Source organism: Symbioplanes lichenis (assembly GCF_030709675.1).
Taxonomy (GTDB): domain Bacteria; phylum Actinomycetota; class Actinomycetes; order Mycobacteriales; family Micromonosporaceae; genus Actinoplanes; species Actinoplanes lichenis.
On sequence record NZ_JAUZQD010000009.1, the window covers coordinates 322395 to 342395 of the forward strand.

The 20001-nt window shown below is 71.6% G+C and carries 13 protein-coding genes; 5 read left to right on the top strand and 8 right to left on the bottom strand.

From position 1 onward, the window contains the following. Positions 1–12: 12 nt before the first annotated feature. Positions 13–1806, top strand: coding sequence for a gamma-glutamyltransferase (gene ggt / locus RAN62_RS23470; RefSeq protein WP_305786879.1), 1794 nt, complete (start codon positions 13–15; stop codon positions 1804–1806). A 133-nt stretch (positions 1807–1939) separates the two neighbouring features. Further along, on the top strand, positions 1940–2677 hold the full coding sequence (locus RAN62_RS23475) for a class I SAM-dependent methyltransferase (protein WP_305786880.1): 738 nt from the start codon (positions 1940–1942) through the stop codon (positions 2675–2677). 17 nt (positions 2678–2694) lie between these two features. On the opposite strand, the gene RAN62_RS23480 is transcribed toward RAN62_RS23475, so the two are convergent. From RAN62_RS23480 to RAN62_RS23495, 4 genes are all read right to left on the bottom strand, one after another. Continuing rightward, positions 2695–4623 carry an ABC transporter ATP-binding protein gene (locus tag RAN62_RS23480; protein ID WP_305786881.1) on the bottom strand — a complete coding sequence of 643 codons (1929 nt, stop codon included), beginning with the start codon at positions 4621–4623 and terminating at the stop codon, positions 2695–2697. Then, positions 4620–6383, bottom strand: coding sequence for an ABC transporter ATP-binding protein (locus RAN62_RS23485; protein WP_305786882.1), 1764 nt, complete (start codon positions 6381–6383; stop codon positions 4620–4622). The genes RAN62_RS23480 and RAN62_RS23485 overlap by 4 nt, the downstream gene beginning before the upstream one ends. A 50-nt stretch (positions 6384–6433) precedes the next feature. Then, positions 6434–7888, bottom strand: coding sequence for an alpha/beta hydrolase (locus RAN62_RS23490; RefSeq protein WP_305786883.1), 1455 nt, complete (start codon positions 7886–7888; stop codon positions 6434–6436). A gap of 133 nt (positions 7889–8021) precedes the next feature. Further along, on the bottom strand, positions 8022–11066 hold the full coding sequence (locus RAN62_RS23495; RefSeq protein WP_305786884.1) for a M14 family metallopeptidase: 3045 nt from the start codon (positions 11064–11066) through the stop codon (positions 8022–8024). A 121-nt stretch (positions 11067–11187) separates the two neighbouring features. Here RAN62_RS23495 and RAN62_RS23500 point away from each other — a divergent pair, with 121 nt between their 5' ends. Beyond that, positions 11188–12300, top strand: a complete 1113-nt coding sequence (locus RAN62_RS23500; RefSeq protein ID WP_305786885.1) for a PQQ-dependent sugar dehydrogenase — start codon at positions 11188–11190, stop codon at positions 12298–12300. A gap of 17 nt (positions 12301–12317) precedes the next feature. Here the strand turns inward: RAN62_RS23500 and RAN62_RS23505 are convergent, their stop codons facing one another. The 3 genes from RAN62_RS23505 to RAN62_RS23515 all read right to left on the bottom strand — a co-directional run bounded on the left by RAN62_RS23505 (position 12318) and on the right by RAN62_RS23515 (position 14669). Beyond that, complete coding sequence (locus RAN62_RS23505) at positions 12318–12569, bottom strand: hypothetical protein (RefSeq protein ID WP_305786886.1); 252 nt, start codon at positions 12567–12569, stop codon at positions 12318–12320. A gap of 114 nt (positions 12570–12683) precedes the next feature. Further along, positions 12684–12968 (bottom strand): hypothetical protein, encoded by a 285-nt coding sequence (locus RAN62_RS23510; RefSeq protein WP_305786887.1) that lies wholly within the window; start codon positions 12966–12968, stop codon positions 12684–12686. Between the two features lie 24 nt (positions 12969–12992). Next, entirely contained in the window at positions 12993–14669 is a 1677-nt protein-coding gene (locus RAN62_RS23515) for a sodium:solute symporter family protein (protein ID WP_305786888.1), read from the bottom strand. Positions 14670–14797: 128 nt separating this feature from the next. Between RAN62_RS23515 and RAN62_RS23520 the strand changes: the two genes are divergently transcribed. Together RAN62_RS23520 and RAN62_RS23525 are read left to right on the top strand one after the other, a co-directional pair. Beyond that, complete coding sequence (locus tag RAN62_RS23520; protein WP_305786889.1) at positions 14798–16663, top strand: Xaa-Pro dipeptidyl-peptidase; 1866 nt, start codon at positions 14798–14800, stop codon at positions 16661–16663. A 63-nt stretch (positions 16664–16726) separates the two neighbouring features. After that, positions 16727–19282, top strand: coding sequence for an NPCBM/NEW2 domain-containing protein (locus RAN62_RS23525; RefSeq protein WP_305786890.1), 2556 nt, complete (start codon positions 16727–16729; stop codon positions 19280–19282). On the opposite strand, the gene RAN62_RS23530 is transcribed toward RAN62_RS23525, so the two are convergent. Next, positions 19240–19971 (bottom strand): TetR/AcrR family transcriptional regulator, encoded by a 732-nt coding sequence (locus tag RAN62_RS23530; RefSeq protein WP_305786891.1) that lies wholly within the window; start codon positions 19969–19971, stop codon positions 19240–19242. The two genes, RAN62_RS23525 and RAN62_RS23530, sit on opposite strands and share 43 nt — an antisense overlap. Positions 19972–20001 lie beyond the last annotated feature (30 nt).

Here is a 20001-nt window from a genome sequence, read left to right on the forward strand (position 1 = left end):
TTCGGAGGCTCGATGAGATCCACTTTGGCTGTGCCGATCACGGCGATCATGGCGGTTGCCACCACGGCGCTCGTGCCGACCGGCGCGAGCGCGCACACCCCGCAGAAAACCCCCACCGCGGTCGGGTACGGCGGCGCCGTGGCCACCGTCGACGCGACCGCCACCGCGGTCGGCCTCGACGTGCTGCGCCGGGGCGGCAACGCGGTCGACGCCGCCGTGGCCGCGGCTGCGACTCTCGGCGTCACCGAACCGTTCTCCGCGGGCATCGGGGGCGGCGGTTTCTTCGTCTACTACGACGCCAAGCACCGCACGGTGAGCACGATCGACGGGCGCGAGTCCGGGCCGGCCACGATGACCGAGCGGACGTTCATCGATCCGGCGGACGGGTTGCCGTACGACTTCAACGAGGCCCGCATCAGCGGACTCTCCGCCGGCACGCCCGGCACGCTCGCCACGTGGGAGGCCGCCACGCGCAAGTGGGGCAGCCGGTCGCTCGGCAGCCTGCTGCAGCCCGCGGCGACCGTGGCGGACCGGGGCTTCGCCGTCGACGCCACCTTCAACCAGCAGGTGACCGACAACCTGGCCGCCTTCGCCCAGTTCAGCTCCACCCGCGACCTCTACCTGCCCGGCGGCGCGGCGCCGGCGGTCGGCAGCGTCCAGCGCAACCCGGACCTCGCCGACACCTACCGCCTGATCGCGCGCAAGGGCACCGGCGTCTTCTACCGTGGCGCCGTCGGCTCGGACATCGTCCGCACGGTGCAGCACCCGCCGGTGGCCGCCGACCCGGCCCAGCCCTGGGCCTACCCCATCCGCCCGGGCGGCCTGAGCCTCTCCGACCTGGCCAACTACCGGCTGCGCTACCCGGCGCCGACGAAGTCCGGCTACCGCGGCCTGACCGTCTACGGCATGTCGACCCCGTCCAGCGGCGGCGTGGCCGTCAGCGAGGCGCTCAACATCCTCGAGAAGGCCAAGCTGTCCAAGGCCGACACCATCAAGGCCCTGCACTGGTACGCCGAAGCGTCCGCCCTGTCCTTCGCCGACCGCAACCGCTACGTCGGCGCCTACACCCCCGAGCGCGTCCTGAAGAAGCTGGTCAGCGACGGCTGGGCCAGCCAGCGCGCGTGCCAGATCAACCCGAACCGTGCCCTGACCAAGCCGGTCGCCCCCGGCGACATCAACGCGACCGGCTGCACGCCCGCTCGCGCCGGCGGCCCTGTCGAGGAAGGTCAGAGCACCACCAACCTGACCGTGACCGACAAGTGGGGCAACATCGTCGAGTACACGCTCACGATCGAGGCGACCGGCGGCAACGCCATGGTCGTCCCCGGCCGTGGCTTCCTGCTCAACAACGAGCTCACCGACTTCAACTTCACCGGCACGCAGGGCACCGCCCCGGACCCGAACCTCCCCGGCCCGAACAAGCGCCCCCGCAGCTCGATGTCACCCACCATCGTCCTGAAGGACGGCAAGCCGTTCCTCGCCCTCGGCTCCCCGGGCGGCGCCACCATCATCACGACGGTCCTGCAGATCCTCCTCAACCGCATCGACCTCGGCCAGACCCTGCCTCAGGCCATGGCCGCCCCGCGCGCCTCCCAGCGCAACAGCGCCGGCATCCAGGCCGAGCCGGCCTTCCACACCCAGTACGGTCCCGGCCTCGAAGCCCTGGGCCACACCTTCGGCCCCGACGTCGCCGAACTGGGCGCCGCGACCGCCATCGAATTCACCAAGCACGGCGGCCTCATCGCCACCGCCGAACCCGTCCGCCGAGGCGGCGGCGCGGCGGCAGTCGTCAAGCCGTCCCGCTGACCGCACCACCCGGGACGACTCCCCCAAGCCTGAGTCGTCCCGGGTATCGGCGCGTGACAACCTTCGACGGGTTGCTGTCCCGGTTGTGGAGCGGGGCAGACATCCACCTCCGTGCTGAATAACGTGTCGCGATGTGAACCGAGAGCCGGCCGACGAGATGTCGGCATCGAAGCCACCGGGCGATTACGGGATCGACGCTCCGCGGCTGCTGATCGTCCCCGTGGTGCTGATCGGCGCCGGCATCGCCCAAGCTGTCGTCCAGCGGACGTGGTGGCCGCTGGTGGGCGTCGCGCTGATCCTGGCCTGTTGCCTGCTGGCCGTCCATGCCTCCCGCGCCGGGAAGTTCGTGGTCTGGAACCGGCTGCTCGACGGGCTGGGTCTGCACGGCGACGAGAAGATCGTGGATCTCGGGTGCGGCCGGGGCGCGTTGCTGGTCTCCGCGGCGCGGCGCGTGCCCGCCGGGCTGGCGGTCGGCGTCGATCTGTGGCGCGCTGATCAGTCGGGCAACAGCCCGGATGCGACCATGCGCAACGCAGCCGCCGCGGGAGTGGCGGACCGCGTCGAGGTTCATACCGGCAACTTGCTCGATCTGCCGCTGCCCGACGCATCGTTCGACGTGGTCGTCTCCAATGTGGCGATGCACAACTTGAAAGCGCGTGACGACCGGGACCGCGCGATCGACGAAGCGGTGCGAGTGCTGCGCCCCGGAGGAAGATTGCTGATCGCCGATCTGAGCGGCACCCGTCAGTACGAGCAACGGCTGCGGCACCTCGGCCTGGCCGACGTGAGCCGGCGCGGTCTGGGCTGGCGGTTGTGGTGGAGCGGTCCGTGGCTGCCGACCCATCTGGTGAGCGCCCGCAAGCCCCGTTGAGAGGTGGCGGCCCGGGATCAGGGGGCCAGGCTGGACCTGGCCCAGGTCTCGAACATGGTGGCGTAGCGGCCGCCGGCGGCCAGCAGGTCGGCGTGGGTGCCGGACTCGAGGATGCCGTGGTCGTCGACGACGATGATGCGGTCGGCGCGCATGGCGGTGGAGAGGCGGTGGGCGACCAGGATGGCCGTGCGGCCCTCGAGGAGGCGGTCCAGGGCGGCCTCGACCCGGAGTTCGCTGCGCAGGTCCAGGCTCGAGGTGGCCTCGTCGAGGACGACCACGCGCGGTTCGGCCAGGAAGGCGCGGGCCAGGGCGAGCAGCTGGCGCTCCCCCGACGAGACGGACTGGCCTCGTTCGTGCAGCGGGGTCAGCAGACCGGCAGGCGTGCGTTCGACGAGGTCGCGCAGGCCGACCGCGTCGATGGCGGCCCAGACCTCGGCGTCGGTCGCGGACGGGCGGGCGAAGGCGATGTTGTCGCGGAGGGTGCCGGCGAAGAGGAAGGGTTCCTGGGGGACGACGCCGATCTGGCGCCGCAACGATTCCAGGGTCACGTCGCGCAGGTCGTGGCCGTCGATGAGGATGCGGCCGGAGGTGGGGTCGTAGAGGCGGGTGACCAGCTTGGCCAGGGTGGACTTGCCGGCGCCGGTCGGGCCCACGCAGGCGATGGTCTCGCCGGCGGCGATCGTGAGGGTGACGTGGGAGAGGACGGGCCGGTCGGGGCGGTAGCCGAAGCTCACGTCGTCGAAGACCAGCGCGCCCTCGACCCGGGGCAACGCGACGGCGGACGGAGCCTGGGCCACCGAGGGCGGCGTGCCGAGCAGGCCGTTCAGCTTGCCGACCGCCGCGCGCGCCTGCTGGTACTGCGTGTAGAGCTGGACGAGCTGCTGCACCGGCTGGAAGAAGGCGTTGATGTAGAGCACGAAGGCGGTCAGCTCGCCGATGGTCAGCGTGCCGCGCAGGACCATGCGGCCGCCGAGGAAGAGCAGCGCCGCCAGGCCGAGCAGGCCGACCACCGAGGTGCCGGGGCCGTAGAGGGCGTTGATGCGGCCGGTGAAGTCGTTGGCGTCCCGATAGTCGCCGACGACCGCGCGGTGGCCGACGATGTTGCGCTCCTGGCGGTTGTGGGCGGTGACGACCCGGGCGCCGTTCAGGCTCTCGGAGAGGTCGGCGAACATCGTGGCGATGGCGTCGCGCTGCCGGTTGTAGCCGCGGTCGGCCGCGCGGCGGTACCACAGCGACATGGCGGTGAGCGGTGGCACGACGAGCAGCAGCGTGATGAGGGCCAGCCCGGCGTTGTAGTGGAACAGGACGGCGGTGACCACGACCATGGTGAGCGCCTGGATGCCGAACTGCGCGAAGCCGTCGCCGATGAGCGTCTGCAGCGACTCCACGTCGGAGGTCATCCGGGTCATGGTGACGCCGGCCTTCTCCTTGGTGTAATAGTCCAGCGACATCCGCTGCAGGTGGGCGAAGACGCGGATGCGCAGGTCCCGGGTGGCCGACGAGGCGAGCCGGCCGCTCTGGCGCATGCGGACCGCGGTGGCGACGCCGGTCAGCAGCACCGCGGCGACGAAGGCGGCCGTCGCGGCGATCAGGACCGGCAGGCTCCGGCCGCCGATGCCATGATCAATTCCTATCTGCACGAGCAGCGGGCCCGCCTGCAGCAGCAAGGTCTCCACGAGCACGGCCACCACGGCGGCGACCAGCAGACCGGGGCGCCCGGCGACGAGCCGCGTGAAGGACACCTTGCCGCCCCGGTCGGCGACGGGGTCGAACGCGACGTGCGGGTCGCCGTGGTCGGGCTCGGCCCGTTCGAGCCGGGCGACACCCTCGGCCAGGTCCGTCGGGATGCCGGCGAAGGGCAGCCCGTTGCCGCTGCGCCCCGCTGCCCCGACCGTCGGCCGCCCGCCCGCGTTGAAGCCGCCGAAGCCACCCCCGAACATGCTCATGCGACGGTGTCCAGCGACGCCGCCAGCACCTTGGCGTAGCGCGGCTCCGAGGCGAGCAGCGAGGCATGCGTCCCGTCCGCCACGATCTTGCCGCCTTCCATCAGCACCACCCTCTCGGCCAGCCCGATCGTCGACAGCCGGTGCGCGACGATCAGCGTCGTGCGGCCCGTCATGCGCTCCCGCAACGACTCGTGGATCGCCTGCTCCACGGTGACGTCGATGGCACTGGTCGCGTCGTCGAGCACCAGGACCGGCGGGTTGACGAGCAGGGCCCGCGCGATGGCGATCCGCTGCCGCTGCCCGCCGGACAGGGTGTAGCCACGCTCCCCCACGACGGTGTCGTAGCCGTCGGGCAGGTCGCGCACGAAACCGTCGGCCCCGGCGGCCACGGCGGCGGCCTCGACCTCGTCGCGGGTCGCACCCGGGCGCCCGTACGCGATGTTGTCGTGCAGTGAGAGCGAGAAGAGGAACGGCTCGTCGGGCACGATGCCGACCTGCCGCCGTAAGGCGTCGAGCCGGAGTGAGCGGACGTCGTGCCCGTCGACGGTGACCCGGCCCTCGGTGACGTCGTAGAAGCGGCCGAGCAGGCGGCCCAGGGTCGACTTGCCGCTGCCGGTCGCGCCGACCACGGCGACCGTCTCACCCGGGCGGACGTGCAGGTCGAGGCCGTCGAGGGCGAGCGTGCCGTTCGGGTACGTGAAGCGGACGCCCTCGAAGCGCACCTCGCCGGTGAGCGGGACGTGCACCGCGCCCGGGGCGTCGACCACGTCGCTGGGGGTGTCGAGGATCTCGTAGATGCGGCGGGCCGAGGCCGAGGCGCGCTGACCCATCATGATCATCATGCCGAGCAGGCGGAACGGCGGCTGGAGCATCAGCACGTACGAGTTGAACGCCACGATCGTGCCGACCGTCGTGTGCCCGTCGAGCACCATGATCCCGCCGATCAGCAGGACCAGGGCGAGGCCGAGCCGGGGCAGGTTGTCGAGCACGGGGTTCCACCGGCTGCGGATCTTGGCGTCCTGCACGTAGGCCCAGCGGACACTGTCGGCCGCCTCGGCCAGCGAGTGCAGCTGGCGGCCCTCGGCGGCGAAGGCCTTGACGATGCGGACGCCCTGGATGTTCTCGTCGACGATCGTGGCGAGCCGGGCCAGCCGGGCCTGGATGAGCCAGGACACCGGGAAGACGGCCTTGCGCATGCCGACGCCGAGCAGCCCGATCAGCGGCATGGTGGCCATGGCGACCAGGGCCAGCGGGACGTTGATCGAGAGCATCAGCCCGAAGGCGGCCACGGCGATGAGGCACTGCACGAGGATCGACGGGCCGAACGACAGGTACATCTGCACGGCCCGGATGTCGGAGCTGGACCGCGACATCAGCTCGCCGGACTGGACCCGGTCGAAGAAGCCGAACGGCATCCGGACCAGGTGGGCGTAGACGATATTGCGCAGGTCGTACTCGATCTCGTAGGCCGTGCGCAGCAGATAGAGCCGGGCCAGATAGTTGATCACGCCCTGGAGCAGGGCGAGGCCGACGATGCCCCACACATAGCCGGAGAGCGGGGCGACCCGGTCGACGACCGCACGGTCGATGCCGGCGCGCACCAGGTTCGGGATCTGCACCTGCACGATCAGGCCGGCGAAGGACATGACGAGCGAGGTGATCAGCAGCACCCGGTGGGCCTTGACCAGGGGCATCGCGCGGCGGAGCCAGGTCTGGCCGGAGTCGGGATCGATGGACGCCCTCGGTGCTCGGCGGCTCAAGGGCGACTCCTTCGGGAACCAGGTGCTTAGCCTGGCTAACGATACCCCCGTCAAGCCGCCCCGACACCGCCGGGCGGCGGCTCGACCCCGGGACAGGACGTGACGGCGGGCGGCGCCACCGCCAGCAGATAGCGGTCCACCACGGCGTTCACGCAGGGCGTGCGCCCGTACGCGGTGTGACCCCACCCTTCGTACGTGACCAAGGTCGCCCCCGCGCCGAGCTGAGCGGCGACCGAGCGGGCCCACGCGTACGGCGTCGCGGGGTCGTGCCGCGAGCTGAGCACCAGGACCGGGCCGGTGCGCCCGGGGCTCAGCGGCCGCTGCGGATTGTCCGTGGCCAGCGGGTCGCCCACGCAGCTCGCGATCGACGTCATGCCCAGCGGCGACACCGGCATCTGCGGGTACGCCCGGCCGAGTCGCGCGAGCCGCAGCCGCAGCCCCGCCCACCCGCCGGCCGGCCCGGCCCAGTCGTCGCAGAAGACCGCCGGGAAGCTGAACTCGGCCACCGGGTCCAGCGGGGGCGCCACCTGACGACGGCCCAGCGCCGACGCCTCGCGCAGGTAGACCCCGAACGAGTGCCACTGCGGGTCGTAGAACGAGCCGAGGGCGACGCCGAGCAGCTCCTGCACGCCGAGCTTCGCCGTCGGGTCGAACGGGTCGCGCAGGGTGCCCCGGCGGGCGCGGGACAACAGCGCCGCCCAGAGCGCGCGCACGTCCCGGCCGTGCACCGCGCACTGCGTACTGCGGTCGCACCAGGCCACGAACTCGTCGAACGAGTCCTGTGCGGCCGCGGTCTCGTCGGCGAGGAAGGCGCCCGCGCTGCGGCTGTGGTCCATCACGCCGTCCAGGACCAGCGCGCGGACCCGCCGGGGGTAGCGCTCCGCGTACTGGGCGCCGAGCAGGGTGCCGTACGAGGCGCCGTAGAAGCTGATCGCCTGTTCACCGAGCGCGGCCCGGAGCGCGTCCATGTCCTGGGCGACGCTGAGCGAGTCGGTGTGTCCGTAGAGCGGCCCGGTCCGGCGGGCACAGTCCGCGGCGAGCCGGCGGTTGAAGGCGACATTGGTCGCGTACGAGCGGGCGTTGGAGATCATCACGGACGGCCCGGCGGCGAGCAGCGCGGACGAGCAGACGACCGGGTTGCTGCGGCCCACGCCACGCGGGTCGAAGCCGACGATGTCGAAGCGGCGGCGCACGGCGGCACCGAAGGCATAGGTGCTGTCCAGCGCGAAGTCGACGCCCGAGCCGCCGGGGCCGCCGGGGTTGACCAGCAGCGCCCCGATGCGGGTCTTCGGGTCGGTGGCGGGACGGCGGGCCACGGCGACGCCGACCGCCGGGCCGTAGGGGTCCGACCAGTCCACGGGTACGCGCAGAGTGGCGCACTGGGCCGTCTTGTCCTCCGCACAGGGCTGCCACTTGAGCGACGAGACGGGACGAGCCGCGGCGGCCGGGGCGGCAGCCGTGGCGAGCGCGGTCACCACAGCCAGGAAAGCAGCCCGCACGCGCATGTCTCCGCCCCTCGGCCCTCCGAGGCCGAAGCCCCCGCACGCAGCCGCGCCGCGCGCTCAAGTCTCGGACGCATTGTCGTCGACGGAACGCGCGGCGCGGGGTGCTCTTCGGTAGATCAGCCCGAAAGAGGAGCTACCGGAGCAGGTGTTTCATGGACCGGCGGACCAGGTCGTCCCGGGCCGCCGGCGTCAGCGTCTCCAGGCCGAACCCGAGGTACACGGTGTCGGTCGTGGTGATGCCGGCGCCCATGTCGAACGCCAGCTGGCTGCGCGTCCAGTCCGACGTGTTGACCTGCGAGCCGGCGGGCGGCCCGGCGACGGTCCAGCCGCCGAGGTCCGTCTCGAAGCCGGTCTGCGCCGTGGTGGCCCCGCCCACCTCGACCCGCACGTCGTCGAGGAAGACGCCGAGGCCCTGCGTGCCCCAGTCGGACATGTACGTGATGGAGACCTCGACCCGCTTGCCCGCATAGGCGGACAGGTCGGCGTCGAACTGCTTCCACCCGCCGCTGTTGCCGCTCGCCGCGTTCCACGTGCCCGTGGTGCCGGTCGGCGAGCAGTCCGCGCCCTGGTAGTGGGCGACGAACGGGTGCAGCCCGGCGATGCCCTCGGGGCAGCTGTCCCCGGTCGACGTGGTGGTCAGGCCGCCGGCGTCGGGCAGCGTCGTCCAGTTGTCCGTGCCGGCCTCGTGCGCCTCGACGAACAGGAAGTCCCAGTTCGCCTCGGTGTCGAAGGACGTCGCGAACTTGAGGTGACCGCTCGTGGCGCCGGTCAGGTCGATCGTCCGGGTGAGCCGCTTGTACGACTGGTCCGCCTGCCCGCTCCACAGGTAGTAGTCACCCTCGAAAGGCTCGTACGGCGCCGCCCCCGGCAACTGCCAGTCCAGTGCGCCCTTCGAGCTGGCGAACTGCGGGAACTTGGCCGGCGGCAGCGAGCTGGACGTGGCCAGGAACGCGGCCGTGTGCCCGGCGCCCGGTTGCGCGGTGAAGCCCTGGAACTTGCCGGCCGTACCGGCGACGGGGTAGGGGTTGCCCTCCGGGTCGGTGCCGCCGCCGTCGATGTACGAGTACGCCCCGAGGTAGTACTGCTCGAAGTCGTTCACCAGCGGCAGGCACTCGGCGCTCGCCGGGTCGAGGCACTCCCCCGCACCCTCGGGCTTGTACGACTGCGTGCCGGCCGCCCCGCTCGACGCCAGGCCGGCGTTCTTGCCGGCGTAGAGCAGCTTGCCGCCCTCGTTGAGATAGTCGCGCACGGCGATCTCGGTCTGGGCCGCCACCCGGGCGGCCGTGCCGGCGGGCTGGCCGGTGCGGCGCGGGATCACGTCGTCGCCGGTCTCCCAGACGACGGCCTTGTAGTGCGACAGCACACCGAGCGGGTGCGGGGCCACGCCGCCGCGGGCGTCGATGTCGTAGACGTCAGCGCGGTAGCCGGCCTTGCGCAGCGAGGCGACGTGCTCGTCGGCGTAGCGGGCGGTGACGGCACCGTCGGTCGCGGCCGGCGAGATGCCGGTGACGTCCTCGGCCGCGAGCACCAGCACGTTCCCGCCGATCTTGGACGCCACGGTGTAGGTGAAGCTCGCGGAGGTCTTACGACCGGCCGTGAACCAGACCTTCACCTTGTCGCCGGCGCGCTGCCGCGGCACGGTGCCCCGGACCTCGGCGTAGTACTTGTCCAGCTCGCCGCCGTAGCGCTCGCCGCCGTTCCACACCCGGGTCCGCGCGGTGGAAGCACGCTTGCCGTTCACGGAGTAGTGCAGCGTCACCGGCCCCAGCTCACGCTTCGCCGTCACTGCCACTTGCTGGCTGGTCCCGTACGAGACGGTGAAGGGGTCGATCTTGAGGTCCGGCGTGGTGCGCCCGACCGTGGAGACGGGGTCGGCCGGGTCCTTCGCCGACTTGGCGACCGAGAGCGCGAACGGGACGTTCTTGGCGAACTCCTGCTGGATGAGCTTCTCGTCGTCCGGGAACGTGAAGATGCTCTCGCAGTTCGCGGGGTCCCACTGGTCGGCGGGGTCGAGCGCGGACGCGGTCTGGCAGGTGCTCATCTCGGGCGTGAAGCCGATGGTGCCGTACCGGACCTGGGCGTGGCCGTCGGTCTCGCCGTTGGTCGGGTAGAGCTCGGCGGACAGGTCGGGGTCGTAGCCGGGCACCGCCGGGCGGGCGTCGTCACCGGCCAGGGCCACGGCGATCTCGTCGTCCGGGCTCGGGGTGTCGACCTGCCAGCCGACACCGTAGAGGAGCAGCTCGGCGGCCGAGTGATAGTTGATCATGAACTCGAAGCCGACCTTGCGGAACAGCCCGTCGAGCGCCTTGGTCTCGGGCTCCGAGCCGGGCTTCGGGCCGCGGTAGGTCTCGCTGGCCGGGTCGGACGACGAGCCCTCCTCGTCGTACCCCCAGCGCTCGGGGAAGTTGCGGTTGATGTCCACGCCGTCGACCGCGGTGATCTGCCCGTCACCGTCGTTGTCGCGCAGGTTCTTGCGCCACTGCCGGTGGCCCTCGGTGAACGTGTAGTCGTAGCCGTCGACGTTGATGACCGGCAGGAACCACAGCTCGGTCGTGTCGACGAGCCGGGTGACCGTGGCGTCCTTGCCGTAGTTGTCGAGGAAGTAGTGCAGCAGCCGGCGGGTCATCTCCGGCGTGATCCACTCGCGGGCGTGCTGCGTGCCGAGGTAGAGCACGGCCGGGCGGCGGCCGGCGGCGAGGCTGCGGGCGCCCTTGGTCACCTTGACGGCCTGGATCGGCACGCCCTTGGTGGACTTGCCGATCGTCTCCAGCTTGGCGATGCGGGGATGCGTCGCGGCAGCCTCGGCGAGCTCGTCGCGGATGCCGCCCTCGGTGTTGTACGGGCGGAAGACCGCCGGGCCGGCGGCCGCGCGCTTCCTCGCCGTCGCGGGCTTGGCGGCCAGGGGCACCCCGGCCGCGATCAGGGACTCGGCCTGACGCGGGCCGAGGATGGTCTCGACGCTCAGCTTGCCGCCCCCGGCGTCGGTGACCGCCGCCTCGGCGGGGTCGACACCGGCGGCGCGGAGTTTCTCGAACTGGGCCGCGTCCAGCGTGCCGACATAGACACCCAAAGTGTCGTCGGCGGGGGCCGCGGCGGCCGGCGCGATCCCGGGCATGACGGCGGCGGCCGCCGTCACCAGGGAGAGCGCGCAGGCGGTCGCCCAGCGGGCTGGTCTCATCAGGGATCCTCCAGGAAAGGGAAGGTCGTGTGTGGACCTTCCGCCCGTGACGGAGGAGTGTCAAGATCTCACGCGCAGTGACATACAGTTTTCTTTCAGGCGGCCCGGGCACCGTGGAGCGATGACCACGACCACACGCTGGGCACTGGCCGCGGCGACGGCGGGCGCGGCGCTGCTCACCGCGTGTTCCGACTCTTCCGCCCCAACCGCACCGGCTGCCGCATCCAGCACGCCCGTGGCATCACCGGCAAGCCCGGAAAATCCGTCCCCGCGCGCTCTCGATCCGAGCGATCCGGAGACCGTCGCCACGGGTCTCGAGACGCCGTGGGGGCTCGCCTTCCTGCCGGACGGCAGCGCGCTGGTCGCCGAGCGCGACTCCGGCCGGGTGTTGCAGGTCAAGCCCGGGACCGATCAACCCCAGCCGGTGTACGAGGTCCCGGGCGTGAGCGCTCAGGGCGAGGGCGGGCTGCTCGGCCTCGCCGTGGCGCGCGACTTCGCCGAGACGCGGCAGGTCTACGCGTACCACACGGCGGAGTCGGACAATCGGATCGTGCGCTGGCGGCTGGGCAGCGACGCCGCGCCGGAAGTGATCTTCGACGGCATCGGCAAGGCGGGCATTCACAACGGCGGGCGCATCGCCTTCGGGCCCGACGGCATGCTCTACGCGGGCACCGGCGACGCGGGCGAGCGCGGCGCCGCCCAGGACGCCGGCGACAGCAACGGCAAGATCCTGCGGCTGACCCCGGACGGGGAGCCGGCGCCGGGCAACCCGCAAGAGGGCTCGCCGGTGTGGAGCCTGGGCCACCGCAACGTGCAGGGGCTGGCGTGGGCCGCCGACGGCACGATGTACGCGGCGGAGTTCGGGCAGAACCGCTTCGACGAGATCAACAAGATCACGCCCGGCGGCAACTACGGCTGGCCCGAGGTCGAGGGCACCGCGGACGACAGCCGCTACGTGAACCCGGTCGTCACATGGGGCACCGACGAGGCGTCCCCGAGCGGGGCGGCGATCGCCGGCGACACGCTCTACGTCGCGGCGCTGCGCGGAGAGCGGCTGTGGAGCGTCCCGCTCGAGGGCGGCGAGCCACAGGCCGAGTTGTCCGGCCGGTACGGGCGGCTACGAACCGTAGCCGTCGCGCCGGACGGCGCACTGTGGCTCACCACCTCGAACACCGACGGTCGCGGCGATCCGAAGAACGGTGACGACCGGATCCTGCGGTTCCCTGCCCGGTGAGACGCGGGTGCCGCCGATCAGCCGTTGTTGGGCGGCAGCAGCGGCAGCTGACTGATCGCCGTGGCGTACTGGGAGATCTGCCGGCCGTTCGGCACCACGCCGAAGCTCCGGAGCTGATCCTGAATGGCCTGCTTGACAGCATCCTCGGACTGCCCGCGATGTGTCTGCATGACCCTGTTGACGACGTAGTCAACACGAAGCTGCATCTGCCAGCCCGGGGAGCGCTGCGAGGCTCCCGTGGCGAGGCTCACTGAGGCGAGGGGTTCCATGCCCCAAAGTATCGGAACACAGCTCGCGCACTGGAAGGTTCGGGGCCGCTGTGCAACCGACCCGCACCCGGCTCGCACCGTCTTCTCCATCAAACGGGCGAGCCGGGTGGCCGTTCAGTTGCCGTCCTGTCCCTCGGTGGGCACCTTGGTGGGCCGCCACCGGGCCCAGGCGAGGAAGAGCAGGCCCAGGACGAGCATCGTCAGGCCCATCCAGAGGTTGATGCGGACCCCCTGGGCCTTGTCGATCTCCGACTGCGAGTCGAAGACGCCGAGCAGGGTGACGATCACCCCGTAGATGACGAAGAGGCCGCCGATCACCACCCGCACGTCGAAGAGCCGCGCGGCGGAGGACCTGCCCTCGAGCTTCTCGGTCTTGTCGATCAGTTCGTCGTCAGCCATGACAACTCCTCTCCGGTTCCCCGGTCACCAGACCGGGATGTAGAGCACGAAGGCGAGCACGACGGCGATGCCGCCGAGCAGGGCGGGGTTGCGCCACCACACCTTGTCGGCGGCGAGGATCGCGTCGCCGGAGGTGGAGCTGCCGGCCAGGCCGTAGACCAGGCCGCGCAGGTCGTTCTCGGGCTTCGGCTTGGTCACCAGCGTGACCAGCACGGCGACCACGACGGCGGTGACGAAGGCCAGGCCCGCGCCCCAGAAGCTCTCCTCCAGGTCGGAGTTGAACTTCACGACGTCGCCCAGGTAGAGCAGGTAGAGCGTCAGCGACGACAGCGTGCCGAGCAGCAGCGACCAGAATCCGGCCGGGGCGGTCATCCGCTTCCAGAACATGCCCACGATGAAGGTCGCGAACAGCGGGGCGTTGATCAGGGAGAACAGCGCCTGGATGTAGTTCATGATGTTGTCGTAGCCGGAGGCGATGAACGCCGTGCCGATGCTGATGATGATGCCGGCGATGGTCGCGATCCGGCCGACCCGCAGGTAGTACTCGTCCGAGCGGTCCTTGCGGACGTAGGTCTGCCACAGGTCGTACGTGAAGACGGTGTTGAAGCCGCTGACGTTCGCCGCCATGCCGGCCATGAACGACGCGACCAGGCCGGTGACCGCGACGCCCAGCACGCCGTTCGGCAGCAGGTCACGCATCAGCAGCGGGATCGAGTTGTTGTAGGTCAGGTCGCCGGACGCGGCGCCGAGGCCCTTGACGGTCACGATGGCGATCAGGCCGGGGATGACCGTGACGATCGGGATGAGCAGCTTCGGGAAGGCGCCGATGATCGGCGTCCGGCGGGCGGCGTTCATGTCCTTGGCCGACAGGGCGCGCTGCACCTCGGCGAAGTTCGTCGTCCAGTAGCCGAACGACAGCACGAAGCCGAGGCCGAACACGATGCCGATCCAGTTGGCGCCCAGCGGGTTGCCGGAGTTGGCTGTGCCTTGCCACGTGTGCAGAGCCGCGTCGCCCAGGTCGCTGTTGCGGACCGCGTCGAACAGGCCGTCGATGCCGCCGACCTTGACCAGGCCGACGATGGTCACCGGGAGCAGGCCCGCCAGGATCACGAAGAACTGCAGCACCTCGTTGTAGATCGCCGAGGACAGGCCGCCGATGGTGATGTAGGAGAGCACGATCGCGGCGCCGACGATGATTGAGACCCACAGGGGCCAGCCGAGCAGCGCGTCGAGGATCAGCGCGAGGGCGTAGAGGTTGACGCCGGCGATGAGGACCTGGGCGACCGCGAAGATGATCGCGTTGAGGAGGTGCGTCGGGGTGTTGAACCGCCGGCGCAGGAACTCGGGGACCGAGCGGACCTTCGAGCCGTAGTAGAACGGCATCATCACGATGCCGAGGAAGACCATCGCCGGGACGGCGCCGATCCAGTAGTAGTGCAGGGTCATGAGCCCGTACTGCGCGCCGTTGGCGGCCATGCCGATGATCTCGAGCGCGCCCAGGTTGGCCGAGACGAAGGCCAGACCGGTGACCCAGGCCGGCATCGCCCGCCCCGACAGGAAGAAGTCGGCGCTGGTGCTGATCGCTCTTCGGGCGGCGAGCCCGATGCCCAGAACCGTCGCGAAGTAGATCGCGAGGATCAGGTAGTCGAAGACATCGAGGTCGAGCCGTAGCCCGGGCCCCTCGGCGGCGAGCAGGTTCATGGGCACCTCCTGTGCAAGTCGGGCGCGGTCTACCCGACCCGAAGCTTTCTCACACCTGTGAGCCCGGACTCGTCGGTCATCGGATTGAATGGGATGGATCTCTTTTCACCCGACCGGAAGGTGTCTTCATGCTCCGGATCACCCCCTTCCTCGCGGCCGGCGCCCTCGTCGCCGCCCTCCTCGGGGCCTCGCCCGCCCAGGCCGCGCCGCCCGCCCACATCCGCGGCCTCGAGACCGTGCCCGTCTACGACTACGGCGCCGCGATCCGCGAGAGCGTCTGGGTGCAGACCCGCGACGACGCCGACCGCGACGGCGTGCCCGACCGCGTCGCCGTCGACCTGGTCCGGCCGCGCACGGCCCCCGGCGTGAAGGTGCCGGTCGTCATGGACGCCTCGCCCTACTACGCCTGCTGCGGGCGCGGCAACGAGAGTGAGCTCAAGGAGTACGACGAGAACGGCGTCATCACCAAGGCGCCGCTGTTCTACGACAACTACTTCGTCCCGCGCGGGTACGCCTTCGCCGCCGTGGACCTGACCGGCACCAACCGGTCGACCGGCTGCGAGGACGTCGGCGGGCCGCACGAGGTCGCCGGGGCCAGGGCGGTCGTCGACTGGCTCAACGGGCGCGCCCCTGCCTTCGCCGCCGACGGCCGCCGGGTGTCCGCCCGCGCGTGGACCACGGGCAAGGTCGGCATGATCGGCAAGTCGTGGGACGGCTCGATCGCCAACGGCGTGGCCGCGACGGGTGTCGAGGGCCTCGAGACGATCGTGCCCATCGCGGCGATCTCCAGCTGGTACGACTACATGCGTTACAACGGCACGCTGCGCTCCACGGACTATCCCGAATATCTGCAGGGCGTGGTCAGCGACCGGCTGGCCGAGTGCGCGGCCGTGACGGCGGACCTCGATCGGAACAGCGCCGAGGAGACCGGCGACTACAACGGCTTCTGGCGCGTACGCGACTATCGCCCCGCCGCCCGGAAGGTGCGCGCGAGCGTGCTCGTCGTGCACGGGGTCAACGACCTCAACGTCAGCACGCCGCAGTTCGCCGCGTGGTGGTCGGCGCTGGCCGAGGCCGGCGTGCCCCGCAAGATCTGGCTGCACCAGACCGGACATGTCGACCCGTTCGACCTCGATCGGGACGCCTGGGTCGACACGTTGCACAAGTGGTTCGACCGCTGGCTGCAGGGCCTGCCCAACGGCATCGACCGGGGGCCGCGGGCGACGATCGAGACCAGCCCGGGCGTGCTCACGACCGCGAAGGACTGGCCCGTGCCCGGCACGCGGCCGGTGACCGTGCCGCTCGGGAAGGGCACCCGGGCCATGACCGACCTCGGCCTGTCCGAGGCGGCGGCGACCGCGAACCCGGCCGCGGACCTGCCCGGACGGCTGGCGTTCCGGTGGGGGCCGCTGACCCGGCCGCTGCGCCTGTCGGGCACGCCGTCGGTGACGCTGCGCGTCCGCGTCGACCGGCCGACCACGCAACTGACCGCGAAGCTGGTCGACTACGGCACCGCGGAGCGGGTCGACTACGGGCGCGGTGAAGGCGTCACGACGCTGACGACCGAGACGTGCTACGGGGAGTCGACCGCGGACGACGACGCCTGCTACCGCGACGTGGCCGAGCGCGTGGTGACGAGCGACTACGCCGTGCTGACCCGGGGCTGGCAGGATGCGGCGCACCACGTGTCACTGCGGTTCACGACGCCGCTGACGCCCGGGCGCTGGTACTCGATCAAGGTGCCGCTGGCCGCGTACGACACGACGGTGGCGGTCGGGCACACGCTCGGACTGGTGCTGACCCAGAGCGACGCGCGCTTCACCGAGGCGCCGGACACGGGCGCGACCGTGGAGGTCGATCTGGCCCGGAGCAGGCTCACGCTGCCGGTGGCCGGCCACGTGACGCTCACGCCGGCGCCCGCCGCCGTGACCAAGGTGACGCCGGGCGAGGGCATCACCGCCGGAGAGCGGCCGGAGTACGAGCTCCCACGCTGAGGCGCACCGCGCCGGGGCCGGTGACGGTTCCGCTCAGGACATCGACGATGTTTAATTCTCGCTATGCGGGTGATCGCGATCGCGTTGATGCTCCTGGCCGGCTCGCTCGCCGGACCGGCCCCGGCTTCGGCCGCCGCAGCTCCCGGCGACTGGACCGTCACCGGGCCCGGCGGGGTGGTCACCGCCCGGCTCGGGCTCGATGCCACGGGCGGCCTGAGCTTCGGGGTCGATCGTCGCGGGACGACCGTTCTGGCGAGCGCGCCGATCGGCCTCGACGGGTTCGAGCCGGCCTTCCTGTCGCGCAGCACGCGCACGGTGCGGGAGCGCTACACGCGAACGACCGGCAAGCAGCGGGTACGAGACGTCACGCTCACCGAGTCCACGTTCCGGTTCACCGCGTTCGACGTTGTGGTGCGGGTTTCCGCCGAGGGGGCGGCCTACCGGTACGTGCTGCCCGCCGGCGCCACGATCACCGGCGAGAAGTCGTCGTGGCAGCTGCCGGCGGACGCACCGGCGTGGCTGCTGCCCTACACGCCGAACTACGAGGAGCCGCGCGTCACCACCACGGCCGGGACGGCGGCGGCCGGGGACTACGGGTTCCCGTCGTTGTTCCGGGTCGGGGACACGTACGCGCTGCTCAGTGAGTCCGATGTCGACGGGCGGTATGCCGGGGCGCGGCTGACGCACGGGGCGGGCTCGGGGGCGTACAGGATCAAGCTGGCCGACCCGGCGATCACCGCGACCGGTCCGCTCAGCACGCCGTGGCGCGTGGCCGTCGTGGGCGACCTGGCCACGGTGACCGAGTCGGCGCTGACCGACGACCTGGCGCCGCCGTCGCGGATCGGCGACCCGTCCTGGATCCGGCCCGGCACGGTCGCCTGGTCCTGGCTGTCGGAGCACGCCAGCCCGGCCGACCCGGTACGCCAGAAGCAGTACATCGACTTCGCCGCGCGCAACGCCTGGCCGTTCGTGCTGATCGACGAGGGCTGGGACGCGCAGTGGGTGCCGGAGGTCGTGCGCTATGCCCGGGCGCGTGGCGTGGAAGTGCTGCTGTGGTTCCACTGGACCACGGTGGACGACGCCGTGCTCTCCCGGATCCAGTCCTGGGGCGTCGCCGGGGTGAAGATCGACTTCCTCGACTCGGACAGCGCCGAGCGGTTCCGCTTCTACGACTGGGTGCTGCCCGCCACGGCGTCGCGGCATCTGATGGTCAACTTCCACGGGGCGACCGTGCCGCGCGGGATCCAGCGGACGTGGCCGCACGTGATGACGATGGAGGCGGTCCGCGGGGCCGAGCAGTTCCGCACCCGCGCGGAGCAGAACACCATCTTCCCGTACACCCGGAATGTCGTCGGTGGCATGGATTACACGCCGGCGGGCTGGGCGGTCGGCGACCGGGACACGACCGACGCGCACGAGGTCGCGCTGGCGCTGGTCTTCGAGTCGGGCTGGCAGCACCTGGCCGACCGGCCCGAGTCCTACGAGGCGCACGCCGAGGCGTTGCGCACCCTCAGCCGGCTGCCGGCCGCGTGGGACGAGACCCGCTTGCTCTCGGGTACGCCCGGAGCGTCCACGGTGGTCGCCCGGCGCCACGGGTCGCGGTGGTACGTCGGCGGCATCTTCGCCGAGCCGGCCACGCCCGCACGAGTGCCACTCGACATGCTCGGCTCGGGGCGGTTCCTGGCCGAGACCCTGCAGGACGGCGACCACGGGCTCGAACGCGTGTCCCGGATCGTGCGCCGGGGCGACGTGCTGGACGTGCCGGGTGCCTTTGTGACGGTGCTGTGCGCCTATACCGGGGCGGCGACGTGCGACACGCCTTTGCGGCACGTTCCGGCGACGACGTTGACGCTGACCCGCGACGGGTTCACGGTGTCGGCCACGTTCACGGTGCCGGCGGGTGGGCCGCTCTCGGGCGTACGGGTGGCGCCGCGCCCGCCCGCCGGATGGACGGTCTCCGGACGGGTCGTCACCGCGGCCACCCTGCGCGGCGGGCAGTCATTGACCGGGACGTGGACCTTCACGCCCGGGGCGGACGTGCGGCCCGGCTACGTCGACCTGCCGGTGGCGGCGACGTTCACCTTCGCCGGCGACGCGGGCTATCCGGACCGGCCGGGTCCCCTGCCGGTGCACGTCGAGCAGGCGTCCCGGGTGCTGGTGCCGCCACCGGACCCGGCCGGGACGGCGGACGTCAGTGACCTGCCGTTCCTCACCGAGACCAACGGGTACGGGCCCGTCGAGCGCGACTCGGCCAACGGGGAGGCGGCGGGCGGCGACGGGGGGCCGCTGACGCTGGACGGGATCGCGTACGGGAAGGGGCTGGGCATGCACGCGCCGGGTGCGGTGACGGTGTGGCTCGGCGGGGCGTGCAGCGAGTTCTCGGCGACGGTCGGGATCGACGACGAGGTGACGTCGCCGGGCTCGGTGGACTTCCAGGTGCTCGGGGACGACGTGCCGCTCGCGGCCTCGGGGGTGCGGCGCAGCGGCGACTCGCCGCTGGCGTTGAGGGTGCCGGTGGCGGGGGTGCGGGTGCTGACGTTGCGGGCCACCGACGGGGGTGACGGGAAGAACTTCGATCACGCGGACTGGGCGTCGGCCCGGGTGACCTGCCGATCCTGATCCTGCCTGTCTCTGAGCAGGACCTCCACGCCGTCGAGGATGCGGGCCAGGCCGTAGTCGAAGGCCTGGTTCGCGCCGCCCGGCTCGCCGATCGCCGCAGTCAAATGGGGAAAGCGGTCGCCGTGGCTGCGCAGGACGGCGCCCATGGCCCTCACCATCTCGTCCTCGGCGCCGTCCGGTGCGGCTTCCCCCGGCATCGCCCCGGCCTGCTGGGCGAGCATGCGGCCGTGGCCGGCCAGGACCGCGATGGTGTCCAGGCGCTCGGAGCCGGTGAGCGGGAGCCCCGACAGGCAGGCCAGGGCGGTCTCCATCCAGCTCAGCTCGTGGGGCCCCAGGGGCCGGCGCCCCACCGTCGCCTCCACGGCCCAGGGATGCGCGAGATAGCGGGCCAGCAACAGCGTGGACCATTCCTCGAGCCGGGCGCGCCACTCCCCCGGCGTCAGCTCCGGCGGGGCGCCGATCGCCCGCTCCAGCATCAGCGCGACCAACTCGGTCTTGCCCGGCAGATAGCGGTAGAGCGACATCTTCGTGAAGCCGAGCTCCGCCGCCACGCGCTGCATCGACACCGCGGCGAGACCCTCCGTGTCGGCCACCGTCACGGCCGCGTCGGCGATGGCGTCGAGGGTCAGGGCCGGCTTGGGCCCTCGCGTGGACCGGGGCCGCTCGTGCCAGAAGAAGTCGATCGTCATCCTGCCGCCTTGCGCTTCACGGGAACTGTC